This window comes from Collinsella sp. 4_8_47FAA, assembly GCF_000763055.1.
Lineage (GTDB): Bacteria > Actinomycetota > Coriobacteriia > Coriobacteriales > Coriobacteriaceae > Collinsella.
Map to the genome: position 1 here is coordinate 70,852 of NZ_KN214137.1, position 14,431 is coordinate 85,282.

12 protein-coding genes are annotated in these 14,431 nt (G+C 61.2%); 3 read left to right on the forward strand and 9 right to left on the reverse strand.

The genetic code is table 11. From position 1 onward, the window contains the following. Positions 1 to 103: 103 nt before the first annotated feature. From pyrF to pyrR, 6 genes are all read right to left on the reverse strand, one after another. Entirely contained in the window at positions 104 to 820 is a 717-nt protein-coding gene (gene pyrF, locus HMPREF9463_RS08435; RefSeq protein WP_035138533.1) for an orotidine-5'-phosphate decarboxylase, read from the reverse strand. Then, positions 814 to 1,722, reverse strand: a complete 909-nt coding sequence (locus HMPREF9463_RS08440; RefSeq protein WP_006236128.1) for a dihydroorotate dehydrogenase — start codon at positions 1,720 to 1,722, stop codon at positions 814 to 816. Before HMPREF9463_RS08440 ends, pyrF begins: the two co-directional genes overlap by 7 nt. 14 nt (positions 1,723 to 1,736) lie before the next feature. After that, positions 1,737 to 2,504, reverse strand: a complete 768-nt coding sequence (locus HMPREF9463_RS08445; protein ID WP_035138534.1) for a dihydroorotate dehydrogenase electron transfer subunit — start codon at positions 2,502 to 2,504, stop codon at positions 1,737 to 1,739. Positions 2,505 to 2,620: 116 nt separating this feature from the next. Further along, positions 2,621 to 3,910 carry a dihydroorotase gene (locus HMPREF9463_RS08450; protein WP_035138535.1) on the reverse strand — a complete coding sequence of 430 codons (1,290 nt, stop codon included), beginning with the start codon at positions 3,908 to 3,910 and terminating at the stop codon, positions 2,621 to 2,623. Continuing rightward, on the reverse strand, positions 3,894 to 4,838 hold the full coding sequence (locus tag HMPREF9463_RS08455; protein WP_035138537.1) for an aspartate carbamoyltransferase catalytic subunit: 945 nt from the start codon (positions 4,836 to 4,838) through the stop codon (positions 3,894 to 3,896). The genes HMPREF9463_RS08450 and HMPREF9463_RS08455 overlap by 17 nt, the downstream gene beginning before the upstream one ends. 4 nt (positions 4,839 to 4,842) lie before the next feature. Next, entirely contained in the window at positions 4,843 to 5,427 is a 585-nt protein-coding gene (gene pyrR, locus HMPREF9463_RS08460; RefSeq protein ID WP_006236123.1) for a bifunctional pyr operon transcriptional regulator/uracil phosphoribosyltransferase PyrR, read from the reverse strand. Positions 5,428 to 5,879: 452 nt separating this feature from the next. Here pyrR and rpmB point away from each other — a divergent pair, with 452 nt between their 5' ends. The 3 genes from rpmB (at position 5,880) to HMPREF9463_RS08475 (ending at position 10,073) form a co-directional block, all read left to right on the forward strand. Beyond that, the gene (gene rpmB, locus HMPREF9463_RS08465; RefSeq protein WP_022094725.1) at positions 5,880 to 6,068 is read left to right on the forward strand and encodes a 50S ribosomal protein L28; all 189 of its coding nucleotides are present in this window, start codon (positions 5,880 to 5,882) and stop codon (positions 6,066 to 6,068) included. Between the two features lie 503 nt (positions 6,069 to 6,571). Further along, positions 6,572 to 9,220 (forward strand): bifunctional acetaldehyde-CoA/alcohol dehydrogenase, encoded by a 2,649-nt coding sequence (gene adhE / locus HMPREF9463_RS08470; RefSeq protein ID WP_035138541.1) that lies wholly within the window; start codon positions 6,572 to 6,574, stop codon positions 9,218 to 9,220. 88 nt (positions 9,221 to 9,308) lie between these two features. After that, entirely contained in the window at positions 9,309 to 10,073 is a 765-nt protein-coding gene (locus HMPREF9463_RS08475; protein WP_035138543.1) for an aminoglycoside phosphotransferase family protein, read from the forward strand. Between the two features lie 178 nt (positions 10,074 to 10,251). Here HMPREF9463_RS08475 and HMPREF9463_RS08480 read toward each other — a convergent pair whose 3' ends face one another. Genes HMPREF9463_RS08480 through HMPREF9463_RS08490 form a run of 3 tightly spaced genes read right to left on the reverse strand, consistent with a single transcriptional unit; the run spans position 10,252 to position 14,431 of the window. Then, positions 10,252 to 11,973: a proline--tRNA ligase gene (locus tag HMPREF9463_RS08480; protein ID WP_035138545.1), complete on the reverse strand. Its 1,722-nt coding sequence runs from the start codon at positions 11,971 to 11,973 to the stop codon at positions 10,252 to 10,254. Then, positions 11,974 to 13,056: a flavodoxin-dependent (E)-4-hydroxy-3-methylbut-2-enyl-diphosphate synthase gene (ispG, locus tag HMPREF9463_RS08485; RefSeq protein WP_148334217.1), complete on the reverse strand. Its 1,083-nt coding sequence runs from the start codon at positions 13,054 to 13,056 to the stop codon at positions 11,974 to 11,976. It lies immediately after the preceding gene. A gap of 13 nt (positions 13,057 to 13,069) precedes the next feature. Continuing rightward, entirely contained in the window at positions 13,070 to 14,431 is a 1,362-nt protein-coding gene (locus tag HMPREF9463_RS08490; RefSeq protein WP_035138549.1) for a M50 family metallopeptidase, read from the reverse strand.

Genomic DNA, 14,431 nt, shown 5'->3' on the forward strand with positions numbered 1-14,431 from the left:
AGCCCCTGACCTGCGATTCCACACAAAGGATGGGAAAGTTTACGCAGGCACAGGGGCTATTTTGTGCTAATGAGACCCAAAAGTGGTGACTTAGGGGAATCTTTTAGGCGACGTTTTCGACCAGCTCGGCGACGATGGCGTCAAAGGCGGCAACCGGATCGTCGGCGCCGGTGATGGGACGGCCCACCACAATGTGGCTCGCACCGCGCTCGATAGCCTGGGAAGGCGTCGCCACGCGGGACTGGTCACCAAGGGCGGCACCCACCGGACGCACACCCGGAGTCACGATCAGGGCATCAGGGCCCAGCAGCTCACGCATGTCGTGAGCCTCCATCGGCGAGCACACAATGCCATCGATGCCGTTGGCCTGAGCGAGCTTTGCCAGGCGGGCGGCCTCCTCGGCCACGGGCGACTCGACGCCGATCTCGCTCAAGGCATCCTGATTCATGCTCGTGAGCACGGTGATGGCGACGAGCTTGGCGCGGTCCTCGCGCGCCTCCTCGGCACCCTCGCGGCAGGCAGCGAGCATGGCGCCCGAACCCAAGCCGTGAACCGAGAGCAGGTCGGCACCGGCAAGCGAGGCCGAACGGGCGGCACCGCGAACCTGATGCGGAATATCATGGAACTTAAGATCAAGGAAGACCTTAAAGCCCAGGTCCTTAAAGGTCTTGACGATCTCGGGGCCCTCAGCGTAATAGAGCGTCATACCAACCTTAAGCCAGGCGGCATGGCCCGAAAGCTCGTGGGCGAGCTCGAGCGCACGCTCACGATCGCAGTCGAGGGCGACGATTACGCGGTCGCGGGCATCGGTCTCTAGCATTCGAAAGCACCTACCAGCTCGTTGATGTCCTTTACGCCCTGGGACTCGGCCCAGGCCTCGAGCTCATGCGCGATCTTGAGCGAAGCGCACGGATCGACGAAGTTGGCCATGCCAACCGACACGCAGGTGGCACCGGCCAGGATAAACTCGGCCGCATCCTCGCCGGTCATGACACCGCCGACACCGTTGATGGGGATATCGACGGCCTGGGCGACCTCCCAGACCATGCGCACGGCGATGTGGTGGCACAGCGGGCCCGAAAGGCCGCCCTTGGGCTTTGCCACGCGGGACTTGCGGGTATGGACGTCGATGGCCATGCCCTGGATGGAGTTAATGACCGAAAGGCCGTCGGCGCCGGCGGCTTCGAGGGCCTTGGCGATCTCGGCGACGTTGACCGGCGCCATCTTCACGAACAGCGGCTTATCGGTCACCTTGCGGCAGGCAGCCATAACGGAAGAGGCGCCCTCGGGCGTAGAGCCCATGGCGGCACCGCCGGCGGCGATGTTGGGGCAGCTCACGTTGATCTCGTAGCCGGCAGCCCAGGGGCATAGCTCGACATACATCTCGAGCGCGCGCACAAACTCGTCAACGGAGTGGCCGGCAACCTGACAGATGACCTGGCAACCGTCCTTGGACAGTTGCTCGAGCCACGGGCCGGACTCGCGGGCAAAGGCGGCCACGCCGGGGTTCTGAAGGCCCACGGAGTTGATCATACCGCCGGGGATCTCGGCCATGCGGGGCGCGGGATTGCCGGGCCAGGGCTCGGCTGCGCAACCCTTGGTGGTGATGGCGCCCAGCTGGGAAACATCAAAGAAGTTCTGGAACTGCCAACCGTAGCCAAAGGTACCGGCTGCGGTGTTGATGGGGTTCTGCATCTTGACGCCGCCGAAATCGACGGCCATGTTCACGGTACCCACTAGAAGACCACCACCTTGGAAGCATCGAACACGGGGCCGCACATGCAGGCGCCCTTCATACCGTCAACCGTCTCGACATTGCAGGTGTTGCAGGCGCCAAAGCCACAGCTCATCATGCGCTCGAGCGACACCTCACAGTACACACTGGCCTCAGCGGCAGCGGCGGCGACTTTCTTCATCATGACGGCGGGACCGCAGCTGGCTACGTAGTCGTAGCCGCCCTCGCCGAGCAGCTCGGCTGCCGGGTCGGTGCAAAAACCGTGCGTGCCGAGCGAGCCGTCGTCGGTGCAAACGTTGACCGTGGCGCCCAGCGCGCGGAACTCATCGACACCCACGGCCTTGGACGCGGTGCCAAAGCCCAGGCACACGTCGACGGCCACACCCTGCTCGGCAAGCTTGTCGGCAAGGCACAGCACGGGCGGAACACCGATGCCACCGGCGACGAGCAGGGCCTTCCTGGTGCCCTCGGGTACCATCCAGCCACGGCCACCGGGGCCCAGCAGGTTAGAGGTGGAGCCAGGGCCCATCTGGGACAAACGACGGGTATCGTCGCCCACGACGGCGTACCACAGCTCGACGGTGCCGGCCTCGGCGTCGGCGCGGTAGTAGCTCAGGGGCACGCGAAGCAGCGAGGACGCATCGCCGGGTACGGCGATGTTCACAAACTGACCGGGCTTGAGCGCACTTGCAAGCTTGGGGGCCGAGATGACGAGCGAGAAGATGCCATCGGCGATCTCCTGGTTCGAGACGACCTCGAAGTCGTGCATGCGTGCAGTGGAAGGTGTGGGCATAGACGCTCCAATCCCCCATGCGGTTGCATGGTCAAAACGAACAGAAAGCGCGGCACCGCAAGGGCACCGCGCACAAAAGCGATAAGGCTATGCTAGCAGATGCAGCCGTCGGCGAGCGTCTGCTTACCGCCGACAAACACATCGGTGGCACGACCGGTAAGCGTGCGGCCGGCAAAACCGGAGTTCTCGGCGCGCGACTCGTAACCGTCCTCGCCAACCGTCCAGGTGGCGGACGCGTCGAACACGGTCAGGTCGGCAACGGAGCCCGCCTTGACCTGAACCTGGTCGAGGCCCAGGATCTCACGCGGCTTGATGGCCATGAGCTCGACCATACGGCCCATGCTCATCTTGCCCGTGTTGACCAGCTCGGTGAGTACGAGCGACAGCGAGGTCTCGAGGCCGATCATGCCAAAGGGCGCAAGCTCGAACTCGCGGGCCTTCTCCCACGGGGTGTGGGGAGCGTGATCGGTGACGATAACGTCGACGGTGCCGTCGATGACGCCCTGACGGATGGCCTCGGCATCCTCCTCGGTACGCAGCGGCGGGTTGACCTTGAGCGAAGTGTTGTAGGTCTCGTCCAGGTCGTTCTCGGTCAGGAACATGTGGTGCGGGGTGGCCTCGCAGGTAACCTGAACGCCAGCGGCCTTACCGTCACGCACGATCTCCAGACCATGGGCGGTGGAGATGTGCTGGATGTGCAGCTTGGCACCAGTCAGCTTGGCGATCTCGATGTCGCGGGCGATCTGGAGCTCCTCGCCGGCAGCCGGCCAACCCTCGAGAGCCAGACGGGTCGAGACCTTGCCCTCGTTGATCTGGCCGTGGCCGACCAGATCCTCGTCCTGGCAGTGGCTCATAAAGACCTTGCCGAACATCTTGCCGTAGTCCATGCAGCGACGGAGCATGCCCGCACCCTGCACGCCGCGACCGTCGTCGGTGAAGGCGACGGCGCCGTGGGCGACCATATCGCCCATCTCGGACATGGCCTCGCCCTTAAGACCGCGGGTCATGGCGCCCGACGGATAGACGCGGCAGTGACCGACCTCGGCAGCACGGGACTTGACGAACTCCACGACAGTGCCGTTATCGGTGACGGGATCGGTGTTGGGCATGGAGCACACGCCGGTAAAGCCGCCCTTGGCAGCTGCGCGGGTACCGCTCTCGATGTCCTCTTTGACCTCGTAGCCGGGCTCGCGAAGGTGAACGTGCATATCCACCAGGCCGGGGACGAGGTACTTGCCGGAAAGGTCGCGGACCTCGGCTCCCTCGACGGCGAGATTCTCGCCGACCTCGGCGATCTTGTCGCCGTCAATCAGGACGTCAACGACACCGTCAAGCTCGACGGACGGGTCGACGACGTGGGCATTCTTAAGAAGCAAGGCCATTATCGGCACCTCCAAGCAGCAGATACAGGATAGCCATACGCACGCAGATACCGGCGTAGACCTGCTCCAGGATGACGGAGCGTTGCGGGTGGTCGGCCATATAGGAGTCGAACTCGACGCCGCGGTTGATGGGGCCCGGGTGGCAGATGATCGCGTCGGGCTTCATGAGCTTCTCGCGGTCCTTAGTCAGGCCGAAGAGCTTGTGGTACTCGCGAATGGTCGGGAACGGGGCACCCTCGAGGCGCTCCTGCTGCACGCGCAGCATGTAGACGACGTCCAGCTCGGGCAGGACGGAATCGAGGTCGCTCGTCACGTGGTCGCAGCCCAGGACCTCGGGCGCCGGCGGCAGCAGCGTGCCGGGGGCGACGGCGTAGGTCTCGCAGCCCATGATCTTAAGGGCGGGGATCAGCGAGCCGCAAACGCGAGAGTGGGCGATATCGCCGACGACGGCGACCTTCAGACCGTGGAAGTCACCCTTGTGCTCCCAGATGGTGTACAGGTCGAGCAGGGCCTGCGTGGGATGGTTGTGCTTGCCGTCACCGGCGCAGATGACGCTCGCGGGCGAGTTCTGGGTGACGATGTAGGGAGCACCGGCGTGCTTATCGCGTACGACGATGCAGTCGATCTTATAGGCGTTGAGGGTCTCGACGGTGTCGACAAGGCTCTCGCCCTTGACCGTGGAGGTCGAGGAGCCGCCAAAGTTAAGGCTGTCGGCCGAAAGACGCTTCTCGGCGAGCTCGAAAGAGCTGCGGGTGCGCGTCGAGGGCTCGTTGAACATGTTGACGATGGTCTTGCCCTTGAGCGTGGGGACCTTCTTGATGGCACGCTCGTTGACCTCGGAGAACGCCTTGGCGGTCTCGAGGATGAGCTTGATGTCCTCTTCGGAGTACTCGGTAATGTCGATCAGGTGCTTATGGTTGAACGCCACGGTACTACTCACCTCCCAGCGGCGCGGAGCCCACGTGGGAACCCGGCGCGACGTCGTTAATCTCGACGGCGGTGTGGCCGTCGACTTCCTTCATATATAGGTGCACGTTCTCCTCATGCGACGAGGGAACGTTCTTGCCGACAAAGTCCGGCGAGATGGGGAGCTCGCGGTGGCCGCGGTCAACGAGGACTGCCAGCTCAATGCGGCTCGGACGGCCCAGGTCCATGACGGCGTCGAGAGCGGCGCGAATGGTACGGCCCGTATACAGGATGTCGTCCACCAGCACGACGCGCTTGCCGTCGACGCTAAAGGGAATGTTGGTGGCGTGGATCGCGGGAGCGAAATTGGTAGCGTAGTCATCGCGGTAGAAGCTGATGTCCAGGCTGCCGAGCGGAACGTCGACGCCCTCGATCTCCTTGATCTCCTCGGCGAGCTTCTTTGCCAGAAGGTCGCCGCGCGTGACGATGCCGACCAGAGCGAGGTCTTCACAGCCCTCGTTGCGCTCGAGAATCTCGTGCGCGATGCGGGTCATCGCTCGATTGACGGCGGTCTCGTCCATGATGACCGCCTTGGGGGAAGTCGTGCCCATCGATCTCCTTCCTCACATGTCTTGACTGCTGACACAGTCAAAAAAATAGATGCCCGACCGCTTAAAGCGGACCAGACACCCACAGGAAAGGCTGCTCGCATGGCAGCTATGTAATTCCATGTGGGCATCTCGTACCCCTTTAATGGTCAAGGGATAGTGTAGCCAACCTCGAGCTTAATTGCGAGCATAAATACAGAGCAATCCGTAAACGGAGCCCAATGCTCCATAAACCTATATATATTTGTGGGACGAGCTTGAAAACGCACGCACGAGCTGGCATAATCCCCTCTGCTGCACGCAAATCGGATCTACGTCCAGGGCCGTGGCGTGGGCACTATCGCCAAAAGAGGAATATCTCTGTGTAGATAGCGCACAGGGAGCGACTTCTGTGCTATAGTTCAGGCTTGTTTGTTAACGCGACATGTTCGTTTGTCGCCCAAGGAGGGTCAGTTATGTCCAAAGTTTGCGAAGTTTGCGGTAAGCACCCCGTTGCCGGTCGCTCCATCAGCCACTCTCACCGCGTCACCAACCGTAAGTTCCGCCCCAACATCCAACGCGTCTACGTCGTCGTCGATGGTCACCGTCGCAAGATGAACGTTTGCTCCACCTGCCTCAAGTCTGGCAAGGTTGCGCGCTCCTAAATAAGGTCTTACCAACAAGTACCTCGGACTCTCCGGGTCAAAGACCTCGCGTTCACATAGAACTTACCAAAGGCGCTCTCCCCTACGGAGGGCGCCTTTTTGCACTCATTGGGGACAGACTTACATGAGGGTTTGCAGATATCAAAGGGATCATAGCCCAGCTGATATGCCTTATAACTAACGGTACGCCTCGAGCGAGTCGAGCGCACCTTTCACGGGATTAAGATGAATATAGTCGAGCAGCTGCACCACCTGTGTGTCCGACTCAACAGCGACCCGCGAATAGCGATTATCAAACAGATGCCCCGTTTTCCCATTGAAATACTCATGTAAGTCTGTCCCCAATGAGCAAGGCGATGCAGCAGGCCGATAGTTATTTGTTAAAACGCTTCAGTTTATTGAAGCGTTTTAGTTTGTCTTTTACGGGAATCTGACCGTTCACCGAATTATTTCTTGCTATCATGCAAGGCGTAGGGTAAATCTCCGATCGCAAGGAGACACAAATGGTGAAAAAGTCACCGGAAAACACTACTCCCGCAATTGTGGACAACGTAGAGGCGCTTGAGGCCAAGCTCGCTCAGATGCGAGAGGCCCAGGCGCTTTTTGCTACGTACACGCAGGAGCAGGTCGACAAGATCTTCTATGAGGCCGCCATGGCCGCCAACAAGGCTCGTATCCCGTTGGCGAAGATGGCCATCGAGGAGACCGGCCGCGGCGTTCTTGAGGACAAGGTCATCAAGAACCACTACGCCGCAGAGTACATCTACAACGCTTACAAGAACACCAAGACCTGTGGTGTCCTGGAGCGCGACGAGGCTTACGGCATCACCAAGATCGCCGAGCCCATCGGCATCGTGGGCGCCGTCATCCCGACGACCAACCCCACCTCCACCGCGATCTTCAAGACGCTGATCTGCCTGAAGACCCGCAACGCCATCATCATCTCCCCGCACCCGGCTGCCGCCAAGTGCACCATCGCCGCCGCCAAGCTCGTGCTTGACGCCGCCGTCAAGGCCGGCGCCCCCGAGGGCATCATCGGCTGGGTCGATGTCCCCTCCATCGAGCTGACTAACATGGTCATGCGCGACGTCGACATCATCCTCGCCACCGGTGGCCCGGGCATGGTCAAGGCCGCTTACTCCTCGGGCAAGCCCGCCCTGGGCGTTGGCGCCGGTAACACCCCGGTCGTCATCGACGACACCGCCGACGTGCTGCTCGCCGTCAACTCCATCATCCACTCCAAGACCTTCGACAACGGCATGATCTGCGCTTCCGAGCAGTCCGTGACCGTAATCGACAGCATCTATGACCAGGTTAAGGCCGAGTTCCAGAAGCGCGGCTGCTACTTCGTCAAGCAGGGTGCCGAGATGGAGGCCCTGCGTGCCGCCATGTTCAAGAACGGCGCTCTCGATCACCGCATCCCCGGCATGGCCGCTGCCAAGATCGCCGAGCTCGCCGGCATCGAGGTTCCCGCCAAGACCAAGATCCTGATCGCCGAGGTCACCTCCACCGACCCCGCCAAGGAGGAGTTCTCCCACGAGAAGCTCTCCCCGGTCCTGGCCATGTACCACGCCAAGGACTTCCAGGAGGCCGTCGACAAGGCCGAGCACCTCGTGCTCGCCGGTGGCCCGGGCCACACCGCCTCTCTGTACGTGCACCCCGCCCAGGCCGAGAAGATCAGCCTGTTCGAGCACGTCATGAAGGCCTGCCGTATCGTCATCAACACCCCGTCCTCGCACGGCGGCATCGGTGACCTGTACAACTTTGGCATGAAGCCGTCTCTGACCCTGGGCTGCGGCTCCTGGGGCGGCAACTCCGTCTCCGAGAACGTTGGGGTGAAGCACTTGATCAACGTTAAGACTGTGGCCGAGCGCCGTGAGAACATGCTGTGGTTCCGCGCTCCCGAGAAGGTCTACTTCAAGAAGGGTTCCACGCCCGTCGCCCTCGACGAGCTGGGCAACGTCATGGGCAAGAAGCGCGCCTTCATCGTCACCGACCAGTTCCTCTTCAAGAATGGCAACACCCGCGCCATCGAGGCCAAGCTCGACGAGATGGGCATCGCCCACGACTGCTTCTACGACGTCGAGCCCGATCCGTCGCTGCAGTGCGCACGTCGCGGCGCCAAGCAGATGGCTCTCTTTGAGCCGGACGTCATCATCGCCGTCGGCGGTGGCTCCGCTATGGACGCCGGCAAGATCATGTGGATGATGTACGAGCACCCCGAGTGCAAGTTTGAGGACATGGCCATGGACTTCATGGACATCCGCAAGCGTATCTTCACCTTCCCCGAGATGGGCAAGAAGGCCTACTTCGTCGCCGTCCCGACCTCCTCGGGTACCGGCTCCGAGTGCACGCCGTTCGCCATCATCACCGACAAGGAGACCGGCATCAAGTGGCCGCTCGCCGACTACGCGCTGCTCCCCAACATGGCTATCGTCGACGCCGACAACTGCATGACCGCCCCGCGCGGCCTGACCGCTGCCTCCGGCATCGACGTCATGACCCACGCCATCGAGTCCTACGTCTCCATCATGGCTTCCGACTACACCAAGGGCCTCTCCGAGCGCGCTGCCAAGCTCGTCTTCGTGAACCTGCCCTCCAGCTTCACGAACGGCGCCAAGGACCCGCACGCCCGCGAGGAGATGCACAACGCCTCCTGCATGGCCGGTATGGCCTTCGCCAACGCCTTCCTGGGCCTCAACCACTCCATGGCCCACAAGCTCGGCGCTTTCCATCACCTGCCCCACGGCCTCGCAAACGCTGTCATCCTGACCCGCGTCATGCGCTACAACGCCGCCGAGGCTCCCGTCAAGATGGGTACCTTCTCCCAGTATCCTTACCCCAACGCGCTGCACAACTACGCCGAGATGGCCAAGTACTGCGGCATCGAGGGCAAGGACGACAAGGAGGTCTTCGAGAACTTCATCACGAAGCTCGAAGAGCTCAAGGACTTCATCGGCGTCAAGAAGACCATCGCTGACTACGGTGTTGACGAGCAGTACTTCCTCGACACCCTCGACGAAATGACCGAGCAGGCATTCAACGACCAGTGCACCGGCGCCAACCCGCGCTACCCGCTCATGAGCGAGATCAAGGAGCTCTACCTGGACGCCTACTACGGCCGCGAGCCCCAGGATTACGCCGTCTGCTAGTTTTAGCACGGTTTTTAACGGCGGGGGTGCACGGGTGTTTCACACACCCCCGCCGTCGCTTCTATCGCATCGTTGAAAGGATGCAACCATGCTGCTACCCGATTCCAAGACCGAGCTCGTCCGCCGTGGCAACAAGGTCGTTTACGACCTGGGCGACAAGATTGTCAAGGTCTTTAACGAGACCAAGCCTGTCTCCGACGTGTTCAACGAGGCTTTGAATCTTGCCCGCATCAATGAGTGCGGCATCCGCAGCCCCAAGGCGCTCGAGGTTTCCCAGCTCGAGAACGCCAACGGCTGGGCGCTCGTGACCGAGAAGGTTCCGGGCACCACCCTTGCCGAGAAGATGACTGCCGAGCCCCAGCGCTTTGGTGAGTACCTCGAGATGTTCGTCGACCTCCAGATCGAGATCCACGGCTACACCTCCCCGCTGCTCAATCGTCAGCGCGACAAGTACGCCCGCATGATCGACAGCCTTGATCAGCTCAATGCCACCACGCGCTACAACCTTCAGGAGCGTCTGGACGGCATGACCAAGGAGTTCAAGGTCTGCCACGGCGACTTCAACCCCTCCAACGTCATCGTCGGCGACGACGGCCAGCTCTATGTGTGCGACTGGGCACACGCCACCCAGGGCTCCCCTGCTGCCGACGTTGCCACCACCTACCTGCTCTTTGCCCTCAACAGCAAGGATCAGGCTGAGGCCTACCTGGAGCTCTACTGCGACCGCGCCGACATGCCCATGCAGGTCGTGCGTCAGTGGACGAGCATCGTCGCCGCTTCCGAGCTCGCTCGTAAGCGCAACGTGAACGATGAGTTCCTGAAGAACTGGATCGACGTCGTCGATTATCAGTAATATCTGAGCGATTTATTTCGCATCGGAGGCACAAGGAAAACCCCGAAGCTCATATGGGCTGCGGGGTTTTCCTTTTTAGATATCGAGGATGCCACAAGATAAAAGGACGGCCCGCATCTCCCCGATCTGGAGAAATGCGGGGCCGTCCCGTATATCGAACTAAAAGCGAAATCGTCGATTAACGGCGTGCTGCCTTCACAAGCTCGGCGACCTTGGCGACGACCTCGTCGATCGCCACATCCTCGCGCTCACCCGTGGCACGGTCCTTGAGCTCAACGGTGCCATTCTTAAGGCCACGCTTACCCAGAACGACCTGATACGGGAAGCCCATAAGGTCGTTGTCGGCAAACTTAAAGCCGGGACGCTCGTCGCGGTCGTCGACGACAACCTCGATACCCTCGGCGCACAGGCCATCAACGATCTGCTCGCAGACGGTAGCGCACTCCTCCTTCTTGGGATCGAGCGGAATCACCGCGACCTCGTACGGGGCAACGGAGACCGGCCAGACGATACCGTGCTCGTCGTTGTGCTGCTCCACGACGGCAGCGAGCGAGCGGGACACACCAACGCCGTAGCAGCCCATGATGAGCGGCTTCTCCTTGCCGTCCTCGTCCATAAAGGTGGCACCCATGGCCTCGGAATACTTGGTGCCCAGCTGGAAGACCTGAGAGACCTCGATGCCGCGGGCAGCGGAGAGCGGCTTGCCGCAGTGCGGGCAGGGGTCGCCGGCGACAACGGTGACCAGATCGGCCCACTCATCGACGGTAAAGTCGCGCTCGGGGCAGGCACCGGTAAAGTGATAATCGACCTCGTTGGCACCGCAGGCCCACTGCTTGGAATCGAGCAGGCTCTCGTCGCACACCAGACGAATGCCATCGGGCAGGTTAACCGGTCCGATAAAGCCCTTGTGCAGACCGTTCGCCTGAAGCTCCTCGTCGGTCATCATGCGATAGCCCTTGCCAAAGACGTGCTCGGCCTTGCAATCGTTGAGCTCGTGATCGCCCGGAACAATGGCCACGACAGGCTTGCCCTCGGCGTCGATGAGTGCCAGCGACTTGCGCGTGCCGTTCTCGGGGAACCCAAAGAACTTAGCAACAGCCTCAATGGTGCCCATGCCCGGAGTCTCAACCTTGGTGAGCGTACCGTCACCAGGACCCTCGGTCACGACGACCTTGGTGCTTGCCGCCTCGTCATCGGCAGCAAAGCCGCAATCGTCGCAGTAGACGAGCGAAGCCTCGCCGGCGTCGGCCAAAGCCATGTACTCGACGGAGGTATCGCCACCGATCTCACCGGAGTCGGCAACAACGGGCAGGGCCTTGATATAGCAGCGCTCGCAGATGTTAGCGTAGGCCTGCTTCATCTTGTCATACTCCTCCTGCAGGCTCTCCTGCGTGGCGGAGAAGCTGTAGGCGTCCTTCATGATGAACTCGCGACCGCGCATCAGGCCAAAGCGGGGGCGGAACTCGTCGCGGAACTTGTCCTGAATGTGGTACAGGTTGACGGGCAGCTGCTTGTAGGAGCGCAGCTCGTTGCGCACCAGGGCCGTGACGGTCTCCTCGTGCGTGGGGCCCAGGACGAACTCGCGACCATGACGGTCGTCAAAGCGCACAAGCTCCTTGCCATAGGCGTCGATGCGCCCGGACTCGCGCCACAACTCGGCGTCGACCATGATAGGCATCATAAGCTCCTGGGCGCCGGCAGCGTCCATCTCATCGCGCACGATATTCTCGATCTTACGGATCGAGCGCCAAGCAAGCGGCAGGTAGGAATACAGGCCGGCGGCCTCCTTGCGGATCATGCCGGCACGGAGCAGCAGGCGGTGACTGGCGAGCTCAGCGTCCGCCGGATCCTCTTTAAGCGTCGGCGCATAGAGCTTAGACATATACATTGCTCGGGTCATTTATTTCTCCTCAATAAGCTTGTCGACCTCTGCCATAAGCGCGTCGACAATTTGGTCCTCAGCTACTTTACCAATGATCTGGCCATGCGAAAAGAGCAGAGCCTGACCACGTCCGCAGGCAACGCCCAGGTCGGCATCAGAAGCCTCACCGGGGCCATTAACGGCACATCCCATGACGGCAATCGAAAGCGGCGCGGCATAGTTCTTAAGCCGCTCGGTGACCTCCTCGGCGATGGGAATCAGGTTAACCTGGCAGCGGGCGCACGTGGGGCACGAGACAATCTCGGGACCACGGCGACGCAGGCCCAGCGACTGCAAAATTCCCCAGGCGACCGGCGGCTCCTCAACCGGATCGGCTGTGAGCGACACACGCATGGTGTCGCCAATGCCTTCGGAAAGCAAGATACCCAAGCCTACAGAGCTCTTGATGGTGCCCTGGAGCTTGGTCCCCGCCTCCGTCACGCCCAGGTGAAGCGGAACGTGTGGAATCTCACGCGACAGGGCTCGATAGGTATCGAGCGTCGTTTGCACGCTATGGGCCTTGGCCGAAAGCACAATGTTCTTAAAGCCGCGGTCCTCAAAGTGCTTGACGAAACGCTCGCTCGACATCACGAGCTTTTCGGGCTGCGTGAAGTCGTCGCGCTCAGCGATATCCTGCTCAAGCGAACCGGCATTGACGCCGATACGAATCGCACAGCCCGCGGCACCCGCGGCATCGATCACCGCGTCAACCTTGGCCCAATCGCCGATATTGCCGGGATTGATGCGCAGCTTGGAGGCGCCGGCCTTGACAGCGCCAATGGCGAGCTTATGGTTAAAGTGAATATCAGCGACAATCGGCACCGGAGACTCGGCACAAATCGTGCGAAAGCCCTCGAGCGCAGCCTCGGTAGGCACGCTCACGCGCACGATATCGCAGCCAGCCTGCGCCAACGCGCACACTTGCGCAAGCGTTGCCTGGGCATCAGCGGTATCGGTGCAGGTCATGGACTGAACCACGACCGGAGCGCCACCACCGATCTGCACGCCGCCCACATGCACGGGGCGCGTCAACTCGCGAGGCAAAGGATGGGATAAAGACAATCCAAACACTCCCCTACAGAATAAATCGAAGGATGTCGGAACGAAGCATATAGACAAACAGCAGCACAAAGAGCGCGATGCCCACATAGCTCACAATCGTCTGGACCTTGAGCGGAAGCTCGCGGCCAGCAATCTTTTGAATGATCTCGATGACCAGCTTGCCGCCATCGAGTGGTGGGATGGGCAGCAGGTTCATAAAGCCAAGCGAGAACGAAATGAGGGCGGCAAACGAAAGGAACGTGGCAGGGCCGGCAGCAGCAGCCTGTGAGGACATAACGCTAATGCCCACGATCGAAGAAGACTGATCGAGAATCTCCATCGTATGCTGCGGCTGGAGCAGGCGCATCACGCCCTCCGCTGTCTGCACGACATAGGAGAACGAAAGGCGAGCCGACGTGATGGGGTCTAAACGGACCACCTGCGTAGAGGCATACACACCTAGGCGCTCGTCCTCTTTGAGCGCAACCGAGGTCGAATGCTGCTTGCCGTCGCGCTCATACTCAATGGCGATATCGTCCTTACCGGCGGCCTTGCCGATGGCATCGTAAACGTCCATCCAGGTAGAGCACGATACTCCGTCAACCGAAAGGATCGCGTCGCCGCCCTCGATACCCGCCTTGGCGGCAATAGACCCCTCGTCAACCTGACCGATCACGTTGGTATCCATCGGCACGGTGACACCCGCAATAGAGTAGATGCTCATAAGCAGCAAAAAGCCCGTCAGGATATTGACGAGAATGCCCGCGAGCAGCATAAAGGCGCGCTTGAGAAAACCCTGGCCCAGATAGGTATGCGAACGCTCTTGCGCAAGGAACTCGGCTTCACCGCACGGCAGCTCCCACACATCGCCCTCGGTAGTCGCATGCTCTCGATCGAAACGGCGGCCGTCAAAGGTGGTGTAACCCGCCGCATCTCGTGGCAGCGTCTGATACTTGGTGGGATAGTAGCTCGGCGAGGGCTTCTCCCCTTCCTCATACCAAGGCGCGATAGAGCCCCAACCCAAGAGCAAGGCGCATGCCTCGAGCACAACCTCCTCGGATAGCTCGAGCTCGGCGGCAAGGTCGGCCACGGTCACGCGACCATGACGATAGATAGCCGCGAGCACGCGATCGGCGCACGAGACGTCGGTCGGATCCATACCGCAGATGGCAGCGTAGCCACCCAGCAGCAGCGGGGTCACGCCAAACTTGGTTCCAATGCGACGTGACGTGTAATGGATGTCAAAGCGACACGGCAGGCCCAAAAAGAACTCGGTCACACGGACGCCGCAGGCACGCGCCGCCAAAAAGTGGCCGCCCTCGTGCAAAAACACAAGGACGGAAAGCATCAGCAGGCCCCAAAAGACCGATGAGAGAACGCTCAGAACAGTATCCAT

What these genes read in the sequence shown, in the direction of transcription:
- pyrF (WP_035138533.1), bottom strand. Translation starts at nt 820, where the DNA reads ATGCTAGAGACCGATGCCCGCGACCGCGTAATCGTCGCCCTCGACTGC.
- adhE (WP_035138541.1), top strand. Translation starts at nt 6,572, where the DNA reads ATGGTGAAAAAGTCACCGGAAAACACTACTCCCGCAATTGTGGACAAC.
- rpmB (WP_022094725.1), top strand. Translation starts at nt 5,880, where the DNA reads ATGTCCAAAGTTTGCGAAGTTTGCGGTAAGCACCCCGTTGCCGGTCGC.
- pyrR (WP_006236123.1), bottom strand. Translation starts at nt 5,427, where the DNA reads ATGGGCACGACTTCCCCCAAGGCGGTCATCATGGACGAGACCGCCGTC.
- HMPREF9463_RS08480 (WP_035138545.1), bottom strand. Translation starts at nt 11,973, where the DNA reads ATGACCCGAGCAATGTATATGTCTAAGCTCTATGCGCCGACGCTTAAA.
- HMPREF9463_RS08445 (WP_035138534.1), bottom strand. Translation starts at nt 2,504, where the DNA reads ATGCACGACTTCGAGGTCGTCTCGAACCAGGAGATCGCCGATGGCATC.
- HMPREF9463_RS08475 (WP_035138543.1), top strand. Translation starts at nt 9,309, where the DNA reads ATGCTGCTACCCGATTCCAAGACCGAGCTCGTCCGCCGTGGCAACAAG.
- HMPREF9463_RS08490 (WP_035138549.1), bottom strand. Translation starts at nt 14,431, where the DNA reads ATGGATACTGTTCTGAGCGTTCTCTCATCGGTCTTTTGGGGCCTGCTG.
- HMPREF9463_RS08450 (WP_035138535.1), bottom strand. Translation starts at nt 3,910, where the DNA reads ATGGCCTTGCTTCTTAAGAATGCCCACGTCGTCGACCCGTCCGTCGAG.
- HMPREF9463_RS08440 (WP_006236128.1), bottom strand. Translation starts at nt 1,722, where the DNA reads ATGGCCGTCGATTTCGGCGGCGTCAAGATGCAGAACCCCATCAACACC.